A 17,716-nucleotide genomic window follows, 5' to 3' on the forward strand; every position below is an offset into this window, starting at 1 on the left:
CCGGACGGTGCGTGGTGTGATCACCGCATGAGCGAACTGCGCATCCGGGCGGCGACGCCGGACGACCTCGACGCCGTGCTGGCCTTCTGGAAGGTGGCCGCCGAGGGCACGAGCATCAGTGACGACCGGGGCGGTGTGGAGCGGCTGGTGGCGCGCGATCCCGAGGCGCTCGTCCTGGCCGAGCGGGACGGCGAGCTGGCCGGCACGGTCATCGCCGGGTTCGACGGCTGGCGCTGCCATCTGTACCGGCTGGCCGTGCACCCCGACCACCGCCGCCGGGGAATCGCCTCCGCGCTGCTCGCCGCCGCCGAGGAGCGGTTCGTACGGCTCGGCGGGCGGCGGGCCGACGCGATGGTCCTCACCCGCAACGCGACCGCGCACGCCGCGTGGGGCGCCGCCGGGTACGCGGCCGAGGAGCAGTGGCGCCGCTGGGTGAAACCACTGACCGACTGATGACTTTGCCCATCCTTTACTCTTGGATGGCCACTCGGTTCTTTATGAAAGGTTGTGAGCGTCCGCCCATGGGCGAGCCTCCCCGCGCGCGCCGTCGCGCGCCCCGCCCGGTCCTGGAGAACCATGGAACGGGGGTGAACCGATGACCGAAGTGCTGCTCCTGCTGGCCGCGATCCTGCTCTCGCTGGCCTGCGGCGCCTTCGTGGCCGCCGAGTTCTCCCTCACCACGGTCGAGCGCGCGGAGCTGGAGCGTGCGGTGGAGCGCGGCGAACGCGGCGCCCAGGGCGCGCTGAAGGCCGTACGGAACCTGACGTTCCAGCTCTCCGGCGCGCAGCTCGGCATCACCGTCACGAACCTGGTCGTCGGCATGCTGGCCGAGCCGTCCATCGCCGCGCTGATCGCCGGTCCGCTGCAGGACGCCGGTGTCTCGCAGTCGGCGTCGCGCAGTCTCGCGCTGGTGATCGGCACGGCCCTGTCGACAGTGTTCCTGATGGTCGTCGGCGAACTGGTGCCGAAGAACTGGGCGATCTCCTCGCCGCTGACGGTCGCCAGGACCGTGGGCAACGCGCAGCGCGGGTTCAGCGCCGCGTTCCGCCCCTTCATCACGCACCTCAACAACACGGCGAACCGGGTCGTGCGCCGGATCGGCGTCGAGCCCGCCGAGGAGCTGGCCTCGGCGCGCGGACCGCAGGAGCTGGCGGCGCTCGCCCGGCACTCCGCCAAGGAGGGCGTCCTGGAGGCCGACACCGCCGAGCTGTTCGTGCGGACGCTGAACCTCGCCGACCTGACCGCGGAGAACGTGATGACGCCCCGGGTGCAGGTGGTCGCCCTGGAGGTGCAGGCGACCCTGGAGGACGTGGCCAACGCGACCCGGGCGACCGGCCTGTCCCGGTTCCCCGTCTACCGCGGGACGCTCGACTCGGTCGTCGGCACCGCGCACGTGAAGGACGTGCTGGCGGTGCCGGCCGAGCACCGGACCAGGATCCACGTCTCCGAGCTGATGCGCGAGCCGCTGCTGGTCCCCGAGACGCTCACCGTCGACCGTCTCCTGGACCGGCTCTCCGGCAAGCGCACCATGGCCGTCGTGATCGACGAGTACGGCGGCACCGCGGGCGTGGCCACCCTGGAGGACATCGTCGAGGAGGTCGTGGGCGAGGTGCGCGACGAGCACGACCCGCACGAGCTGCCGGACATCGCGCCGGCCGGTACGGACGAGAGCGGGCACCCCCTCTACTCGGCCGACGGCTCCGCCCGCGTGGACCATCTGGAGCGCGTCGGCCTGCGCGCCCCGCAGGGGCCCTACGAGACGCTCGCCGGGCTGGTGGCGACGGAACTCGGCCGCATACCGGCCGCGGGTGACACCCTCCAGGTCGCCGGCTGGCGGATGGAGGTCCTGGACGCCACGGGCCGCCGGGCCGCCCGCGTCCTGCTGCGCGCGCCCCTGGACGACGAGCAGCCGGGCATGGAGCGCGACGAGAAGGGGGTGGAGCTGTGACCGCCGTCCAGCTGCTGATCGGTCTGGCGACGCTCGTCGTCAACGCCTTCTTCGTCGGTGCGGAGTTCGCGCTGATCTCGGTGCGCCGCAGCCAGATCGAGCCCTACGCCGACCAGGGCGACCGGCGCGCCAAGAGCGTGCTGTGGGGGCTGGAGCACGTGTCCGCGCTGATGGCGGCCGCGCAGCTCGGCATCACCCTGTGCACGCTGGTGCTGGGCGTGGTCGCCGAGCCGGCGATCGCGCACCTGCTGGAGCCGGCGTTCCACGCCATGGGGGTGCCCGAGGGCGCCGGGCACGCGGTGTCCTTCGTGATCGCGCTGTCCCTGGCGACGTATCTGCACATGCTGCTCGGCGAGATGGTGCCGAAGAACATCGCGCTGGCCGAGCCGGTGCGCAGCGCGCTGGCCCTCGGCCCGCCCCTGGTGGCGCTGTCCCGGGCGCTGCGGCCGGTGATCTTCACGGTGAACGCCTTCGCGAACGTGCTGCTGAAGCTGCTGCGCGTGGAGGCCCGGGAGGAGGTCGCCGCCTCCTACTCGGACGCCGAGATAGCCCGGATCGTGAAGGACTCCAGCGAGGCCGGGCTCATCGACGACCGCGCCCAGGAGCGGCTGCACGACGCGCTGGAACTGGGCCGCCGCCCGGTGCGTGACGTGGTGCTGCCGCTGGAACGCGTGGTCTACGCGCGCGTGGGGGTGACCCCCGAGCAGTTGGAGCGGCTGTCGGCGGAGTCCGGGTTCTCCCGGTTCCCGGTGGTGGACGAGGGGCGGCGGATCGTCGGCTATCTGCACGTGAAGGACGCCCTGGACGCCCTCGGGCGCGATGTGCCGTTCCGGCTGCGCGACATGCGGTCCATCGCGCGCGTGCGGGAGCACACGCCGCTGGACGACGTCCTCACGGCCATGCGGGGCAGCCGCACGCACCTCGCCGCCGTCCTCGGCTCGGACGGACGGCTGTCCGGGCTGGTGACCATGGAGGACGTGCTGCGGGAGCTGTTCGGGCAGCGGGCGTGAGCCACCGGACGGCCGGTGCCCGGGGACGCGCGAGCGACTGCACACCGGTGCCCGGGGACGGGCGACCGACTGCTGGGTATGTGCACGGGATAGTATTTCCGCCGCCATGGACACGAACCCCGCCTACACCAGTCTGGTCGCGCTCGGCGACTCCTTCACCGAGGGCATGTCCGACCTGCTCCCCGACGGCACCTACCGGGGCTGGGCCGACCTGCTCGCCGCGCGGATGGCCGCCCGTACGCCCGGCTTCCGGTACGCCAACCTCGCGGTGCGCGGCAAGCTGATCCGCCAGATCGTCGACGAGCAGGTGGACGTCGCGGCGGCCATGGGCGCCGACGTGATCACCCTGGTCGGCGGGCTGAACGACACCCTGCGGCCCAAGTGCGACATGGGGCGGGTGCGCGGCCTGCTGGAGGAGGCCGTGGAGAAGCTGGCGCCCGCCTGCCGGCAGCTCGTGCTGATGCGCAGCCCGGGCCGCCAGGGCCCGGTCCTGGAGCGGTTCCGGCCGCGCATGGAGGAGCTGTTCGCCTGCGTCGACGAGCTGGCCGCACGGCACGGCGCCCTCGTCGTCGACCTGTACGGCGCCCCCTCGCTCTCCGACCCGCGGCTGTGGGACGTGGACCGGCTGCACCTGACGGCCGAGGGCCACCGCCGGGTCGCCGAGGCGGTGTGGCAGGCGCTCGGCCACGAGCCCGAGGACCCGGAGTGGCGCACGCCGATACCGGCCACGCTGCCCCCGGGCTGGGTCATGCGGCGCACGGCGGACGTGCGGTTCGCCCGGCAGCACCTGCTGCCGTGGATCGGCCGCCGGCTGACGGGCCGCTCCTCGGGCGACGGCCTCCCGCCCAAGCGGCCGGACCTGCTGCCGTGGGAGGACCTGGCGTAGCGGGCCGCCACCTGCGGCTCCGCCGTGCCCCGACGACCGCGCCGGGCCCGCTCCGCCCGCGCTTCGGCCGCACCCGGGGCGCTCTCGTAGGTTCCGACGAACCCACCCGCTGCGCTGGCCTGCACGAATCGCCAGTAGAATCCGTGCACGTGACTTCCGCTCCCGCCAAGCCCCGCATCCCGAACGTCCTCGCCGGACGCTACGCCTCCGCCGAGCTCGCCACGCTCTGGTCGCCCGAGCAGAAGGTGAGGCTGGAGCGGCAGCTCTGGCTCGCCGTGCTGCGCGCCCAGAAGGACCTCGGGATCGAGGTGCCGGACGCGGCGCTCGCCGATTACGAGCGTGTCCTGGACACCGTCGACCTCGCCTCCATCGCCGAGCGCGAGAAGGTCACGCGCCACGACGTGAAGGCGCGGATCGAGGAGTTCAACGACCTCGCCGGGCACGAGCACGTGCACAAGGGCATGACCTCCCGCGACCTCACCGAGAACGTCGAGCAGCTGCAGATCCGGCTCTCCCTGGAGCTGATGCGCGACCGCACGGTGGCGGTCCTGGCGCGCCTGGGCAAGCTGGCCGGCGAGTACGGCGAGCTGGTCATGGCCGGCCGCTCCCACAACGTGGCCGCGCAGGCCACCACCCTGGGCAAGCGTTTCGCGACCGCCGCCGACGAGCTGCTCGTCGCCTACGGCCGCGTCGAGGAACTGCTGGGCCGTTACCCCCTGCGCGGCATCAAGGGCCCGGTCGGCACCGCGCAGGACATGCTCGACCTGCTGGGCGGCGACGCCGCGAAGCTCGCCGACCTGGAGCAGCGGATCGCCGCGCACCTGGGCTTCTCCCAGGCGTTCACCTCCGTCGGCCAGGTCTACCCGCGCTCCCTGGACTACGAGGTCGTCACCGCGCTGGTGCAGCTGGCGGCGGCGCCCTCGTCGCTGGCCAAGACGATCCGGCTGATGGCCGGGCACGAGCTGGTCACGGAGGGCTTCAAGCCCGGCCAGGTCGGCTCCTCGGCGATGCCGCACAAGATGAACACCCGCTCCTGCGAGCGCGTCAACGGCCTGATGGTCATCCTGCGCGGCTACGCCTCGATGACCGGCGAGCTGGCGGGCGACCAGTGGAACGAGGGCGACGTGTCCTGCTCGGTGGTGCGCCGGGTCGCGCTGCCCGACGCGTTCTTCGCGCTGGACGGTCTGCTGGAGACGTTCCTGACGGTGCTCGACGAGTTCGGCGCGTTCCCGGCGGTCGTCGCCCGGGAGCTGGACCGCTACCTGCCGTTCCTCGCCACGACCAAGGTGCTGATGGGCGCCGTGCGCGCGGGCGTCGGCCGGGAGCTCGCGCACGAGGCGATCAAGGAGAACGCCGTCGCCTCCGCGCTCGCCATGCGCGAGCAGGGCGCCGAGCGCAACGAACTGCTCGACAAGCTGGCCGCCGACGCCCGCATCCCGCTGGACCGTGCCCAGCTGGACGCGCTGATGGCTGACAAGCTGTCCTTCACGGGCGCCGCCGCCGACCAGGTCGGTGTGGTCGTCGGGCGGATCGAGGAGATCGTCAAGCAGCACCCCCAGGCGGCGGGCTACACCCCCGGGGCGATCCTCTGACCCGCTTCACCCGGCAGGAGCTGGAGGCCGCCCGCGACCGTCTCGTGCCGGACGTCGTCGCGGACGGCCTCCGTGTGCTGTTCTGCGGCATCAACCCCGGTCTGATGACGGCCGCGACGGGCCATCACTTCGCCCGCCCGGGCAACCGCTTCTGGCCGGCGCTGCACCGGTCCGGGTTCACCCCCCGGCTCCTGAAGCCCTCCGAGCAGCAGGAGCTGCTGTCCTACGGGCTCGGCATCACGAACGTCGTGGCGCGGGCGACCGCCCGGGCCGACGAGCTGAGCGCCGAGGAGTACCGCGAGGGCGGCCGGCTGCTCGCGCTGAAGGTGGGGCGGCTGCGGCCGCGCTGGCTGGCGGTGGTGGGGGTGACCGCGTACCGCGCGGCGTTCGACGACCGCAAGGCCCGGGTCGGGCCGCAGGCTCGGACGATCGGGGACACGCGCGTGTGGGTGCTGCCCAATCCGAGCGGACTCAACGCGCACTGGACGGCCGAGACGATGGCGGAGGAATTCGCCCGCCTGCGGGAAGCCGCCGAGGACTGATCGGCCGGGTCAGCCGGTCCGCCGGGCCCCGGTCGACCGCTCACCGCCGGGCCCCGGTCGACCGCTCACCGCCGGCCGCTGAACCGCCGGCCGCCCGGCCGACGGGTCCCGGTCACGGCGCCGGCGCCCCCGTCATGGCGGGGCGATGTCCGTGATCAGCGCGAGCAGTTGGAGATCCCGGGGCGGGTCGCGGTCGGTGACCGCCACGGCGACCCAGCGGCCGGTGCCCTCGACCTCCCACACGTACGCGAGACGGGCGCGCACGCTCAACTCGGCCCACGGCGCGGGTATCTCCTCCTGCCCGGTCCGCAGCAGGACGGTCTGCAGGCTGTACGGCGGGGTGTCTCCCCAGCGCGAGGCCAGCAGCTCGCAGACGGCGTCCCGGTCCTTCTCCAGCTGGTCCACCACCACCGCCCACCGCGCCGGGTCGCCGTCCGCCGCGGCGTCCAGCACCGCGACGTGCCGGCCGGGCCACGAGGCGCCGACGTCCGACGGGCCGTGCTCCGCCGGAAAGGGGCGGTAGCACAGCTCGTCGATGAGAGCGATGTGCCGGGCGATGTTCATGTCTCCAGTAAACCCGCCCCCACTGACACTTGGCGGGGCATCAGGCCGGTCCCGGCCAGGGCCGCGGTCAGGCGTCCGCGCGCCGCAGGCGCCACCCTCCCAGCAGCAGGGCGGCACCCGCCCACAGCGCGGTCACCGCGAGTCCGGACCAGGGGCCCAGGGTCCCGTCGGGCCGCTCGTGGAGGACCAGTTGGCCCGCCTTGTCGGGAAGGAAGTCGGCGACCGTGCCCGTCGCGTCGCCGATCACGAAGGACACGACGAGGAGGAACGGGATCAGCAGGGACAGTGCGGCGACTCCGCTGCGCAGGAGCGCGGCGACCCCCGCCGCGCACAGGGCCATCAGCGTCAGGTAGACGGCGCAGCCCACGACGGCGCGCACCTGCTCCGCGGCGTCGAGCCGGCCGGCCGCCGTGCCGAGCCCCGCCCGCGCCGCGAGGAGAGCCGCCGCAGCCGTCACCAGCCCCACCGGGAACACCGCCGCGGCGATGACGGCCGCCTTGGCCGCGAACCACCGGCCCCGCCGTGGCACCGCGGCCAGCGAGAGCCGCAGCGCACCCGGGTGGAATTCCGCCGACACGGCCGTCGCGCCGAAGGAGACGGCAGCGATCTGCCCCGGTATGACACCGGTCAGGGCCGTGAACAGCGGGTCGAAGCCCGGGTCCGACGTGTCGGAGGCGCCGGCGATCGCGGAGAACGCCGTGGTGGCGGCGAACAGGGCCAGGAGCGCTCCGGCCAGGGACCGCAGGGTGCGGATCTTCAGCCACTCGGAGCGGAGTACGGGCGTGTGGTCCATGGTCAGGCCTCCTGCGGCTGTGCGGTGAACTCGGTCCGGTCCCCGGTGAGGTCGAAGTAAGCCTGCTCCAACGTGGCCTCTTCGGCGGCGAGTTCGAGGACGGGGATCCCGGCCGCCGAGGTGATGCGGCCGATGTCGTCCACGCGCGCGTGGTGCACGGTCCAGTGCCCGTCCGGGTGTTCCACGACGTCGTGGCCGTGCCGGGCGAGGGCGCTGCTCAGGGCGGCGGGGTCGGTCGTGCGGATCCGTACGCGGGGGCGCACGCGCGCGTGGATGAAGTCCCGCATCGGGGTGTCGGCGAGGAGCCGGCCGCGGCCGAGGACGACGAGGTGGTCGGCGAAGGACGCGGTCTCGTTCATCAGGTGGCTGGAGACCAGCACCGTGCGCCCCTCCCCCGCGAGGCGGCGCAGCAACCGCCGGATCCACACGATGCCTTCGGGGTCGAGTCCGTTGGACGGCTCGTCCAGCATGACCACTTCGGGGTCGCCCAGCAGGGCGGCCGCGATGCCGAGCCGCTGCCGCATGCCCAGCGAGTACGTCCGCACGCGGCGGCGGGCCACGGACGCCAGGCCCGTCTCCCGGAGGACCTCGTCGACCCGGCGGTCCGGGATGCGGTTGCTCACCGCCAGGATCCGGAGGTGGTCGCGGGCGGTACGCGAGCCGTGCGCGGCCTGCGCGTCGAGCAGGGCGCCCACGTGCCGCAGGGGTTCGCGCAGGTCGTGGTAGGCGCGGCCGCCGAGCGTGGCGGTCCCGGACGTCGGCCGGTCGAGGCCGAGCACCAGCCGCATGGTGGTGGACTTCCCCGCGCCGTTGGGGCCGAGGAAGCCGGTGACGCGGCCGGGCCGCACACGGACCGAGAGCCGGTCCACGGCCCGCCGGCCGCCGAACTCCTTGGTGAGGTCCTGGATGTCGATGCTGGTCATGGCGGCAAGCGTGGCCGCCGGTGCGGGGCCCGGGCCTCCCCCTGCGGTGGAGATCGTCTCCCCCGTGCGGGGGAGGTCCGCTGTCGGTGGCGGCTGGCACGATGACGCCATGGTCCGCATGCTGCGCCCGTTGACGCGGGCGGTGACGTACACCCGGTGGCTGCATCTCGCCATGGCCGTCGTGTGGCCGTCCTTGTGGCTGTTCGTCAAGGAGACGTGGTGGACACAGGCCACGGCGGCGGCGCTGCTGGGCCTGGCCGGTCTCGTGCCCGCGATGCGGCTCGTGGAGGGGCTGCAGGCCCGGCTGCTGCTAATCGGCCACCGGCACGACAACGCGAGCGCGGAGATCATGGCGGCCCCGTCGGCGACCTGGGCCGACCGGGGCCGCACCGCGGTGTGGCTCCAGGCCCGGCTCGTCATCGGCTACGCCGTGGCCATGCTCTCCGTACAGTTGCCGCTGCTGTCGATCGACCTGATGACGACGGCCCTCGGCAGGAACCCGGCGGGCGGTGCGCTGCTGAACCTCTCGGGGCAGCACTGGTGGTACGGCCTGCTCGCGCCCGTGCCCCTGCTGCTGTTGCCCGTGGTGGTCGTCTGGTCGGGTCACCTCATCACCGCGCTGGCCGTGCGGCTCCTCGGCCCCTCCCCCGCCGAGCGGGTCGCCGCGCTGGAGGAGCGGACCGAGCAGTTGCTGGAACGCACCCGTATCGCCCGGGAGTTGCACGACTCCATCGGCCACGCGCTCACGGTCGCCGTCGTGCAGGCGGGTGCCGCGCGGGCCGCGGGCGATCCCGCCTTCACCGACCGGGCGCTGAGCGCCATCGAGGAGACCGGCCGGGCCGCCCTGGAGGACCTGGAGCGGGTGCTCGGCGTGCTGCGCGAGTCGGAGAAGCCAGTCGGCGCCAGACCGACCCTGGCGGACGCCGACCGGCTGCTGGAGTCCGCGCGTTCCTCGGGTGCGCAGGTCGACGCCGAGGTGACGGGTCCGGTGGACGCGGTGCCCGGGCCGGTGTCCCGGGAGGGCTACCGCATCCTTCAGGAGGCGCTCACGAACGTGCTGCGGCACGCGGGGGCGGTCCCGGTCCGGGTGCGGGTGCGGGTCGCCGACGACAGGCTCGTCCTCGCGGTCCGCAATCCGCTGCCCGGGGGGACACCGGGTCCCGGGCGCGGCAGCGGCCTGCGCGGCATACGCGAGCGCGCCGCCCTGCTCGGCGGGCGGGCCCGGACCGGACCGGACGCCGGCGACTGGCAGGTCCATGCCGAGCTGCCCCTGAGTTGATCTACGCTGGTCCGATGCCGGTCACCGTTCTCCTCGTCGACGACGAGCCCCTCGTGCGCGCGGGTCTGCGGGCCGTGCTGGAGGCGCAGCCCGACATCGAGGTGGTCGGGGAGGCGGCCGACGGGGCCGCCGTGATCCCGCTGGTGCGGCGACTGCGGCCGGACGTGGTGGCCATGGACGTGCGGATGCCGCTGCTGGACGGCATCGAGGCCACCCGGGCGCTGCTGCGGACGGTCGACGAGCCGCCGCGCATCCTCGTGGTGACGACCTTCGAGAACGACGAGTACGTCTACGAGGCGTTGCGCGCGGGCGCCGACGGGTTCCTGCTGAAGCGGGCCCGGCCCGCGGAGATCGTGCACGCGGTACGGCTGATCGCGGAGGGCGAGTCGCTGCTGTTCCCGGCGTCGGTGCGGCAGTTGGCCGCCGAGTACGGCGACAACGGCGGCAACCGCGCGGCGCGGGCCGCGATGGAGCGGGCCCAGCTGACCGAGCGCGAGTCGGAGGTGCTGCGGCTGATGGCGCGGGGACTGTCCAACGCGGAGATCGCACACCGGCTGGTCGTCGGGACGGAGACCGTGAAGTCGCACGTCAGCGCGGTGCTGGCGAAGCTGGGGGCACGGGACCGCACGCAGGCGGTGATCGCGGCGTACGAGTCGGGGTTCGTGGCACCCGGCTGATCGGCCGCGGCGACGCGGCGCGGCGGACGGGCACGCGGCCCCCGCCCCTCGCCGGGCGCGCCGTGCCGAAGTACGATCCGGCCAACACGCGCACGACCTGGGAGGACGGACGGTGGGGCGGCTGACCGGCGGGGATCCCTCGCTGCTGCGAAGGATCAACTCCGCGGTGGTGCTGCACGCGCTGCGTGCCACGGACTGCGCGACGCTGACCGAGATCACCCGGGTGACGGGCCTGTCGAGACCGACGGTCGAGGGCGTCGTGGAGGGGCTCATCGAGGCCGGTCTGGTCGTCGAGAAGGCGGCCGAGGAGGGGGCGGCCCGGCGGCAGGGGCGGCCGGCGCGGCGGTTCCGGTTCCGGGCGGAGGCCGGGCATCTGCTCGGCGTGGAGGTCGGCGCGCGCCGCGTGGCCGTGCTCCTGTCCGACCTGGACGGCCGGGTGATCGGCTCGCAGGCCAAGGAGGTGGCGGAGACGACGGAGGCCGACGAGCGGCTGGAGCGGCTGCGCGGGGCCGTCGCCGAGCTGCTGCGGCGGGCCGGGGTCGCACGGGGCTCGCTGCGGGCCGTGGGCGTGGCGACGCCCGGGATCGTCGAGGCCGACGGCACGGTACGGCTGGGGACCGCCCTGCCGGGGTGGACGGGGCTGCGGCTGGGCGAACGGCTGAGCCGGTCGTTCAAGTGCCCGGTGCTGGTGGAGAACGACGCCAACGCGGCGGCCGTCGCCGAGCACTGGAAGGGCGCGGCCACCGAGTCCGACGACGTGGTGTACGTGCTGGCGGGGCTGAGCCCGGGCGCCGGTTCGCTGATCGGCGGGCGGCTGCACCGGGGCTACGGCGGCGCGGCCGGGGAGATCGGGGCGCTGCACCTGCTGGGCCGCGAGGTGACGCCCGAGACGCTGTTGTCGACCACGGACGAGCCCCTGCACCCCCTCGACGAGCAGGCGGTCGCCGAGGTCTTCGCACAGGCCCGCGAGGGCGACCAGCGGGCCCGGGCCGCCGTCGACCGCTTCATCCAGCGCCTGGTCCACGACGTGGCGGCCCTCGCCCTCGCCCTGGACCCGGAGCTCGTCGTCATCGGCGGCTGGGCGGCGGGCCTGGACGGCGTCCTGGACCCCCTCCGCCAGGAACTCGCCCGGTACTGTCTGCGCCCCCCGCAGGTGACCCTCTCCCGCCTCGGCGACGCGGCCGTGGCAACGGGAGCCCTGCGCCTCGCCCTGGACCACGTGGAGGAACAACTCTTCACGGTGGAGGGCAGGGCAACGCCGTTCTAGCGTCGGGCCTTCCGGCGTGGGGCCCTCCAGCTTCGCCCCCGGCCTCGGTCCCTGAGCTTCTGGCCGTCCCGCGCCCACGGCGCTTCCGAGGCCTTCGGCGCTTCCGGCGGCGTCTCAGGACGCCTTCCGTTGCGGCCCGGCGTGGATCTCCACGCCCCCCGCGTCGCCGAAGGTCAGCCGGCACGTGTCGGCGCGGTACGTGGCCACCGACAGCGCGGCCGTGCGCCCGGCCGCGACGAACCGGGTCGTGACGACGAGGACGGGCGCCCCGGGCAGCCGGTCCAGCTCCTTCGCGTCGTCGGCCCCGGCGGAGCCGAGCTCCACCGCGTTCTCCTGCCGCTCCAGGGCCGGCCGCTGCAGCTCGCGCAGCACCGCACGCGCGCGTGCCGCCCCGGACGGGGCGTCGATGCCGGACAGCTCGGGCACCGAGAACTGCGGGACGTAGAGCAGTTCGGCGGCCACCGGCCGGCCGTGCGAGACACGGGAGCGGCGCACGATGTGCACCGGCTCGTCCGGGCCCGTCTCCAGGACCTCGGCGACGGCCGCGGGCGGCACCGCCGTCGTGCAGTCGACCGGCTGCCAGGCGTCGTCGGGGCCGCCCGGCCAGACGTGCGGGCCGGTGCCGAGGGAGACGCCCATGCGCGGCGGGGCGACGGTCGTGCCGACCCCGCGGCGGCGCTGCAGCCTGCCTTCCAGTTCGAGCTGTTCCAGAGCCTGGCGGAGGGTCGCGCGGGCGACGCCGAAGCGGGCCGCCAGATCGCGCTCGTTGGGCAGGATCTCCCCCACCGAGAACTCCGAGTCGAGCGCTTGGCTGAGCACGGTCTTGAGATGCCAGTACTTCGGTTCCGGCACCGATTCCAGCTGCGTGGTCCCCACCCTGTCCTCCGCAAGAGCCGTGGTCGGCGGCGATTTAGCGCCCTTGTTTATTAAAGGTTGTTGCACTTATCTGCGACCATAGGGCGGCCCTGATGCTTGGTCAAGACCAATGCCGGGAACGTTCACGGCACCGCAATGCGGCCGTCGTGAAGGCCGCCCCGCCCCGCGTCAGACGGCCAGCGAGCGCAGCTTGTCGGGGTTGCGGACGACGTAGACGGCCTGGATGCGTCCCCCGGCGACGTCGAGCTGGAAGACCGAGTCGGGCTTGTCGCCGGACAGGACCAGCACGGCCGGGCCGCCGTTGAGTTCCAGGAACCGCACGGAGAAATCCCGCAGGCCCTTGCGCGCGGCGCCCACGAGGAAACGGCCCACCTTGTCGGCGGTCTGCAGCACCCGCAGCGGCGCCCGCGCCTTGCCGCCGCTGTCGCCGACGAGCCGGACGTCCGGGGCCAGCAGCGCCAGCAGCCCTTCGAGGTCGCCGTCCGCGGCGGCGGCCAGGAACCGTTCGGTGAGGTCGCGGCGCTGGGCGGGGTCGACCTCGTAGCGCGGCCTGCCCTCCTCGACGTGCCTGCGGGCCCGCCCGGCGAGCTGACGCACCGCCGGTTCGCCGCGGTCGATCATGGCGGCGATGTCGGCGTAGGGGAAGCCGAAGGCCTCGCGCAGCACGAACACCGCCCGTTCCAGCGGTGACAGGGACTCCAGGACGACGAGGACGGCGAGCGAGACGGAGTCGGCGAGCACGGCCCGTTCGGCGGTGTCCGGCACGGTGGCGCCGAAGTCGGTGACGTACGGCTCGGGCAGCCAGGGGCCGACGTAGGTCTCTCCGCGGGCCTTGATCTGGCGCAGCCGGTCGATGGCGAGACGGGTGGTGATCCGGACGAGGTAGCCGCGCGGCTCGCGCACGTCCGCGCGGTCGGCTCCGGACCAGCGCAGCCAGGCGTCCTGGACGACGTCCTCCGCGTCGGCCACGCGGCCCAGCATGCGGTAGGCGACGCCCAGCAGGACGGGGCGGTGGGCTTCGAAGACGTCGGTCGCGGTCTCGGTGGTCACGGCTCCATCCCAGCCCACGGCAGCGGCCCTGTCCAGGCGGAATCGCCCCTTGTCGGACAGAACGGCGGCCGGTCCCGGCCGGGTTGGGCCGGAACGGGCCATGATGAAGCACCCTGGGGCTACCGACCGGTAGCAATTGCTGACAAGCTGTCTACAGCGTCCGCCCGCGAGTCCAGCCGAGGAGCACCGCATGCCCACCACCGTCTCCTTCGAAGTCGCCACCGCGCACGGCGAGCAGCGCGTGACCCTCGCGTACACGCGCCGGGGCAGCGGCGCACCGCTCCTGCTGCTGCACGGCATCGGCCACCACCGGCAGGCCTGGGACCCGGTGCTGCCCGCGCTGGCGGCCGAGCGCGACGTCATCGCCGTGGACCTGCCCGGCTGCGGTGAGTCGCCGGCGCTCCCGGACGGCATGGCCCACGACCTGCCGACGATGAACGCCGTGCTGGTGGGGCTGTGCGCCGCGCTGGAGATCGAGCGGCCGCACGTGGCGGGCAACTCGCTGGGCGGCCTGCTGGCCCTGGACCTGGCACGGGCGCGGCTGGTCCGCTCCGTCACGGCCCTGTCCCCCGCCGGGTTCTGGAACGACGCCGAGCGGCGGTACGCCTTCACGGTGCTGAGCGCGATGCGGCGGATCGCCCGGCGGATCCCGCCGCCCGTGGTCGAGCGGCTGGCCCGGCCCGCGCTCGGGCGCACCTTGCTGACCAGCACCATCTATGCCCGCCCGGGCCGCCGTTCGCCCGAGGCCGTGGCCGCCGAGACGCTCGCGCTGGCACGGGCCCAGGGCTTCTCGGAGACGCTCCGCTCGGGCCGGACCGTGCAGTTCACCGACGACATCGTGGGCACGCCGGTCACCGTGGCGTGGGGCAGCCGGGACCGGCTGCTCATCCCCCGCCAGGGCGTGCGCGCCAAGACCGTCATCCCCAAGGCCCGGCTGGTGAAGCTGCCCGGCTGCGGTCACGTCCCGATGAACGACGACCCGGCGCTGGTGGCCCGGGTCGTCCTCGACGGCAGCCGCTGACCCCGGGGCGGCGGCCGCCCCTGCGGGGGAGCACTTAGGGTCTCTCCTCATGAGGCCGACGCAGAGCGAACCGGGCGCAGGTGCCGCGTCCGCCGCCTGGGAGCTGCTGCTCCCCGCCGTGGCGGCACCGGCCCGCACGCGTGGCCGGTCCCTCCAGGCGGCGCTGCGCGAGGCGGTCCGCTCGGGCCGGCTGGCACCGGGCGCCCGGCTGCCGTCGAGCCGGGACCTCGCGGCCGACCTGGGAGTGTCCCGAGGGCTCGTCACGGAGGCGTACGAGCAGCTGACGGCGGAGGGTTATCTGCGCAGCGGCCGGGGCTCCGGGACCTGGGTGGGCGCGGCCGTGCGGGCCGCGCCGCCGCGCGCGCACGACCTCGCCCCGCGCGCGCCCGGCGCCCGCGCGGACTTCGTGCCCGGGACGCCGGACCTGGCGCTCTTCCCGCGCACCGCGTGGGCGGCCGCGCAGCGCGGTGTGCTGGCGGAGCTGCCGCACCAGGAGCTGGGCTATCCGGATCCGCGCGGGCTGCCCCGGCTGCGCACCGCGCTGGCCGAACTGCTGGCCCGGCGGCGGGGCGTGGTGGCCGACCCGGAGCGGATCGTGGTGGTCTCCGGGGTCGCCCAGGCGACAACCCTGCTCGGTTTCGCGCTGCACGCGCGCGGGCTGCGCTCGGTCGGCGTCGAGGATCCCGGCAGCCCCCAGCACGACACGCTGTACGCGGCCGCCGGGGTCGAGGCCGTGCCCGTGCCCGTGGACGAGGAGGGACTCGCCCTGGAGCCGCTGCGGGCGTCGGGCGTCCGGGCCGTGGTGACGACGCCGGCCCACCAGTTCCCCACCGGCATCGCCTACTCGGCCCGCCGCCGTGCCGCGCTGCTGGACTGGGCGCGGTCCGTGGACGGCATCGTCCTGGAGGACGACTACGACGGCGACTTCCGCTACGACCGCGCCCCCGTCGGCGCCCTCCAGGGACTCGACCCGGACCGCGTGGCCTACACGGGCTCGGTCAGCAAGTCGCTCGCCCCGGGCCTGCGGCTGGGCTGGCTGCTGGTGCCCCGGTCGTGGACGGACGACGTCGTCGAACGCAAACGCACCATGGATCTCGGCCACCCGGCTCTGGACCAGGCCCTGTTCGCCCGTTTCCTGGAACGCGGCGACTACGACCGCCAGTTGCGCCGCTGCCAGCGCGCCTACCGCGAGCGGCGGGACGCGCTGGCAGCGGCCCTGGACACGCACTTCCCCGGCTCCCGGGTGTCCGGGATCGCGGCGGGACTGCACGTCATCGCCACGCTGCCGCAGCGGTACGGCCCCGAGGAGCGGTTCCTCGCGCGCGTGGCGGCGGCCGGAGTGGCGGTGCGCCCGCTGTCGGCCTACGCCCACGCCCGCGGGGAGGACGCCGGGGCGAAGGAGATACGGCTGGTCCTGGGCTACGCGCACGTGCCGCCCGCCCGGATCGCCGAGGGCGTCCGGCTGATGGCGCAGGCCGCCACCGGCTGACGCGGACGCCCCGCCGGGTTCCCTCACCCCGCGGCCGGTTGTTCACTTGGGGTTCGTGTGTGCGCTGCGGCGTGCCAGTAGGTGTGGTTCCGCACACTAGCCGGATCCCGTCCCTGGAGGCGTATCCATGTCCCACCGTCCGTTCCCCGGGCGCCGTAGCGTCCTGCGCGGTTCCCTGGCCGCGTCGGCGGCCCTGTCCCTGCCCACCGCGCTCGGCGCGGCGCCCGCCTTCGCGCGCTCGGGCCGTCCCGGCGCGGCGTGGGGCGTCCAGACGGGAGACGTGACCCGCGACTCCGGGCTGGTGTGGGTGCGCTCCGACCGGCCGGCCCGGATGATCGTCGAGACGTCGGCCACCGAGTCGTTCCGCAACCCGCGCAGATGGCACGGCCCGCTGCTGGGTTCCGGCACGGACTTCACCGGCACGACCCGGCTGCGCGGACTGCCGCCCGGCGAGCAGATCCACTACCGCGTGCTGCTCGCCGACCCGGACGACCCGCGCCGCACGGGCGAGCCGGTCACCGGCACCTTCCGCACGGCCTCCGTGAAGCGCCGCGACGGCGTGCGCTTCGTCTGGTCCGGCGATCTGGCCGGCCAGGGCTGGGGCATCAACCCGGAGTTCGGCGGCTACACCATCTACAACGCGATGGCCGCCCTGGACCCCGACTTCTTCCTGTGCAGCGGCGACAACATCTACGCCGACGGCCCGATCGGCGCGAGCGTGGCCCTGCCCGACGGCCGCACCTGGCGGAACATCACCACCGAGGAGAAGTCCAAGGTCGCCGAGACGCTCGCGGAGTTCCGCGGCAACTTCCGCTACAACCTGCTGGACGAGAACCTGCGCGCCTTCAACGCCCGGGTGCCGTCCATCATCCAGTGGGACGACCACGAGGTCACCAACAACTGGTACCCGGGCGAGATCCTCACCGACGCCCGTTACACCGAGAAGCGCGTCGACGTCCTGGCCGCCCGGGCCCGTCAGGCGTTCTCGGAGTACTTCCCGATCTCCACGCTGCGCCGCCCCGACGGCCGGGTCTACCGGGTGCAGCACCACGGCCCGCTGCTGGACGTCTTCGTCCTGGACATGCGCACCCACCGCAACGCCAACTCCCCCGGCACCCAGCCGGTCGACGCGCAGGGCATCCTGGGGCGCGAGCAACTGGACTGGCTCAAGCGCGAGCTGTCCCGCTCGCGGGCGGTGTGGAAGGTGATCGCCTCCGACATGCCGCTCGGCCTGATCGTGCCGGACGGCACGGACATCGAGGCCGTGGCGCAGGGCGACCCCGGCAAGCCGCTCGGCCGTGAACTGCAGATCGCCGAGGTGCTGCGGCACATCAAGCACCGGCGGATCACCGGCACGGTGTGGCTGACCGCCGACGTGCACCACACCTCGGCGCAGCACTACCAGCCGTCGAAGGCCGCCTTCACCGACTTCGAACCGTTCTGGGAGTTCGTCTCGGGCCCGCTCAACGCCGGTGCCTTCCCGGCCAGCGCGCTGGACGCCACCTTCGGCCCCGAGCGCGTGTTCGTGAAGGCCCCGGCCACCGCCAACGTCTCGCCCGCGGGCGGCTACCAGTTCTTCGGCGAGGTCGACATCGACGGCGGCAGCGGCGAGCTGACGGTGCGTCTGCGCGAGCAGGACGGCACCGTGTTGTACACCAAGGTCCTCCAGCCCGGCCGGGTCGGCCAGTAGGCACACAGCGCAACGTTTGAAGCGTCGACAATGGGGGGAAACTGCCCCCTTTACCCCCTGGTCACAATGCGTTCTCGATCACGCAACACCGTTCCGTCACAGTGGGTGC

At 74.0% G+C, this 17,716-nt stretch carries 17 protein-coding genes; 12 read left to right on the forward strand and 5 right to left on the reverse strand.

The genetic code is table 11. The annotated features are described in order from the left end of the window. Positions 1 to 27 precede the first annotated feature (27 nt). The 6 genes from CHR28_RS16125 to mug all read left to right on the forward strand — a co-directional run bounded on the left by CHR28_RS16125 (position 28) and on the right by mug (position 5,978). Positions 28 to 453, forward strand: a complete 426-nt coding sequence (locus CHR28_RS16125; protein WP_094054329.1) for a GNAT family N-acetyltransferase — start codon at positions 28 to 30, stop codon at positions 451 to 453. 142 nt (positions 454 to 595) lie between these two features. Next, on the forward strand, positions 596 to 1,948 hold the full coding sequence (locus CHR28_RS16130) for a hemolysin family protein (RefSeq protein WP_094054330.1): 1,353 nt from the start codon (positions 596 to 598) through the stop codon (positions 1,946 to 1,948). After that, the gene (locus CHR28_RS16135; protein WP_094054331.1) at positions 1,945 to 2,958 is read left to right on the forward strand and encodes a hemolysin family protein; all 1,014 of its coding nucleotides are present in this window, start codon (positions 1,945 to 1,947) and stop codon (positions 2,956 to 2,958) included. The genes CHR28_RS16130 and CHR28_RS16135 overlap by 4 nt, the downstream gene beginning before the upstream one ends. 106 nt (positions 2,959 to 3,064) lie before the next feature. After that, a complete protein-coding gene (locus CHR28_RS16140; RefSeq protein ID WP_094054332.1) occupies positions 3,065 to 3,844 on the forward strand; it encodes an SGNH/GDSL hydrolase family protein in 780 nt (259 codons plus the stop codon). A gap of 149 nt (positions 3,845 to 3,993) precedes the next feature. Next, a complete protein-coding gene (gene purB / locus CHR28_RS16145) occupies positions 3,994 to 5,436 on the forward strand; it encodes an adenylosuccinate lyase (RefSeq protein ID WP_094054333.1) in 1,443 nt (480 codons plus the stop codon). Between the two features lie 44 nt (positions 5,437 to 5,480). Beyond that, positions 5,481 to 5,978 (forward strand): G/U mismatch-specific DNA glycosylase, encoded by a 498-nt coding sequence (gene mug / locus CHR28_RS16150; RefSeq protein WP_094054334.1) that lies wholly within the window; start codon positions 5,481 to 5,483, stop codon positions 5,976 to 5,978. Between the two features lie 132 nt (positions 5,979 to 6,110). Here the strand turns inward: mug and CHR28_RS16155 are convergent, their stop codons facing one another. The 3 genes from CHR28_RS16155 to CHR28_RS16165 form a co-directional block, all read right to left on the reverse strand. Then, complete coding sequence (locus CHR28_RS16155; RefSeq protein ID WP_094054335.1) at positions 6,111 to 6,542, reverse strand: hypothetical protein; 432 nt, start codon at positions 6,540 to 6,542, stop codon at positions 6,111 to 6,113. A 67-nt stretch (positions 6,543 to 6,609) separates the two neighbouring features. Continuing rightward, on the reverse strand, positions 6,610 to 7,335 hold the full coding sequence (locus tag CHR28_RS16160) for an ABC transporter permease (RefSeq protein ID WP_094054336.1): 726 nt from the start codon (positions 7,333 to 7,335) through the stop codon (positions 6,610 to 6,612). Positions 7,336 to 7,337: 2 nt separating this feature from the next. Next, a complete protein-coding gene (locus tag CHR28_RS16165; RefSeq protein ID WP_094054337.1) occupies positions 7,338 to 8,258 on the reverse strand; it encodes an ABC transporter ATP-binding protein in 921 nt (306 codons plus the stop codon). A 109-nt stretch (positions 8,259 to 8,367) separates the two neighbouring features. Between CHR28_RS16165 and CHR28_RS16170 the strand changes: the two genes are divergently transcribed. The 3 genes from CHR28_RS16170 (at position 8,368) to CHR28_RS16180 (ending at position 11,481) form a co-directional block, all read left to right on the forward strand. Next, positions 8,368 to 9,537 carry a sensor histidine kinase gene (locus CHR28_RS16170; protein WP_094054338.1) on the forward strand — a complete coding sequence of 390 codons (1,170 nt, stop codon included), beginning with the start codon at positions 8,368 to 8,370 and terminating at the stop codon, positions 9,535 to 9,537. Between the two features lie 14 nt (positions 9,538 to 9,551). Next, positions 9,552 to 10,214 carry a response regulator transcription factor gene (locus CHR28_RS16175; RefSeq protein WP_094054339.1) on the forward strand — a complete coding sequence of 221 codons (663 nt, stop codon included), beginning with the start codon at positions 9,552 to 9,554 and terminating at the stop codon, positions 10,212 to 10,214. A gap of 112 nt (positions 10,215 to 10,326) precedes the next feature. Then, positions 10,327 to 11,481: an ROK family transcriptional regulator gene (locus tag CHR28_RS16180; RefSeq protein ID WP_094054340.1), complete on the forward strand. Its 1,155-nt coding sequence runs from the start codon at positions 10,327 to 10,329 to the stop codon at positions 11,479 to 11,481. Between the two features lie 114 nt (positions 11,482 to 11,595). Here the strand turns inward: CHR28_RS16180 and CHR28_RS16185 are convergent, their stop codons facing one another. Beyond that, positions 11,596 to 12,357, reverse strand: coding sequence for a GntR family transcriptional regulator (locus CHR28_RS16185; RefSeq protein WP_094054341.1), 762 nt, complete (start codon positions 12,355 to 12,357; stop codon positions 11,596 to 11,598). 168 nt (positions 12,358 to 12,525) lie between these two features. After that, positions 12,526 to 13,407, reverse strand: a complete 882-nt coding sequence (locus tag CHR28_RS16190; protein ID WP_094054342.1) for an RNA polymerase sigma-70 factor — start codon at positions 13,405 to 13,407, stop codon at positions 12,526 to 12,528. Positions 13,408 to 13,597: 190 nt separating this feature from the next. Between CHR28_RS16190 and CHR28_RS16195 the strand changes: the two genes are divergently transcribed. The 3 genes from CHR28_RS16195 (at position 13,598) to CHR28_RS16205 (ending at position 17,607) form a co-directional block, all read left to right on the forward strand. Next, positions 13,598 to 14,428 carry an alpha/beta fold hydrolase gene (locus tag CHR28_RS16195; protein WP_094054343.1) on the forward strand — a complete coding sequence of 277 codons (831 nt, stop codon included), beginning with the start codon at positions 13,598 to 13,600 and terminating at the stop codon, positions 14,426 to 14,428. A gap of 49 nt (positions 14,429 to 14,477) precedes the next feature. Beyond that, on the forward strand, positions 14,478 to 15,917 hold the full coding sequence (pdxR, locus tag CHR28_RS16200; protein WP_094054344.1) for a MocR-like pyridoxine biosynthesis transcription factor PdxR: 1,440 nt from the start codon (positions 14,478 to 14,480) through the stop codon (positions 15,915 to 15,917). Positions 15,918 to 16,044: 127 nt separating this feature from the next. After that, complete coding sequence (locus CHR28_RS16205; RefSeq protein WP_094054345.1) at positions 16,045 to 17,607, forward strand: alkaline phosphatase D family protein; 1,563 nt, start codon at positions 16,045 to 16,047, stop codon at positions 17,605 to 17,607. Positions 17,608 to 17,716: the final 109 nt, after the last annotated feature.

This window comes from Streptomyces sp. XY006 (genome assembly GCF_002237655.1).
Classification (GTDB): Bacteria; Actinomycetota; Actinomycetes; order Streptomycetales; family Streptomycetaceae; genus Streptomyces; species Streptomyces levis.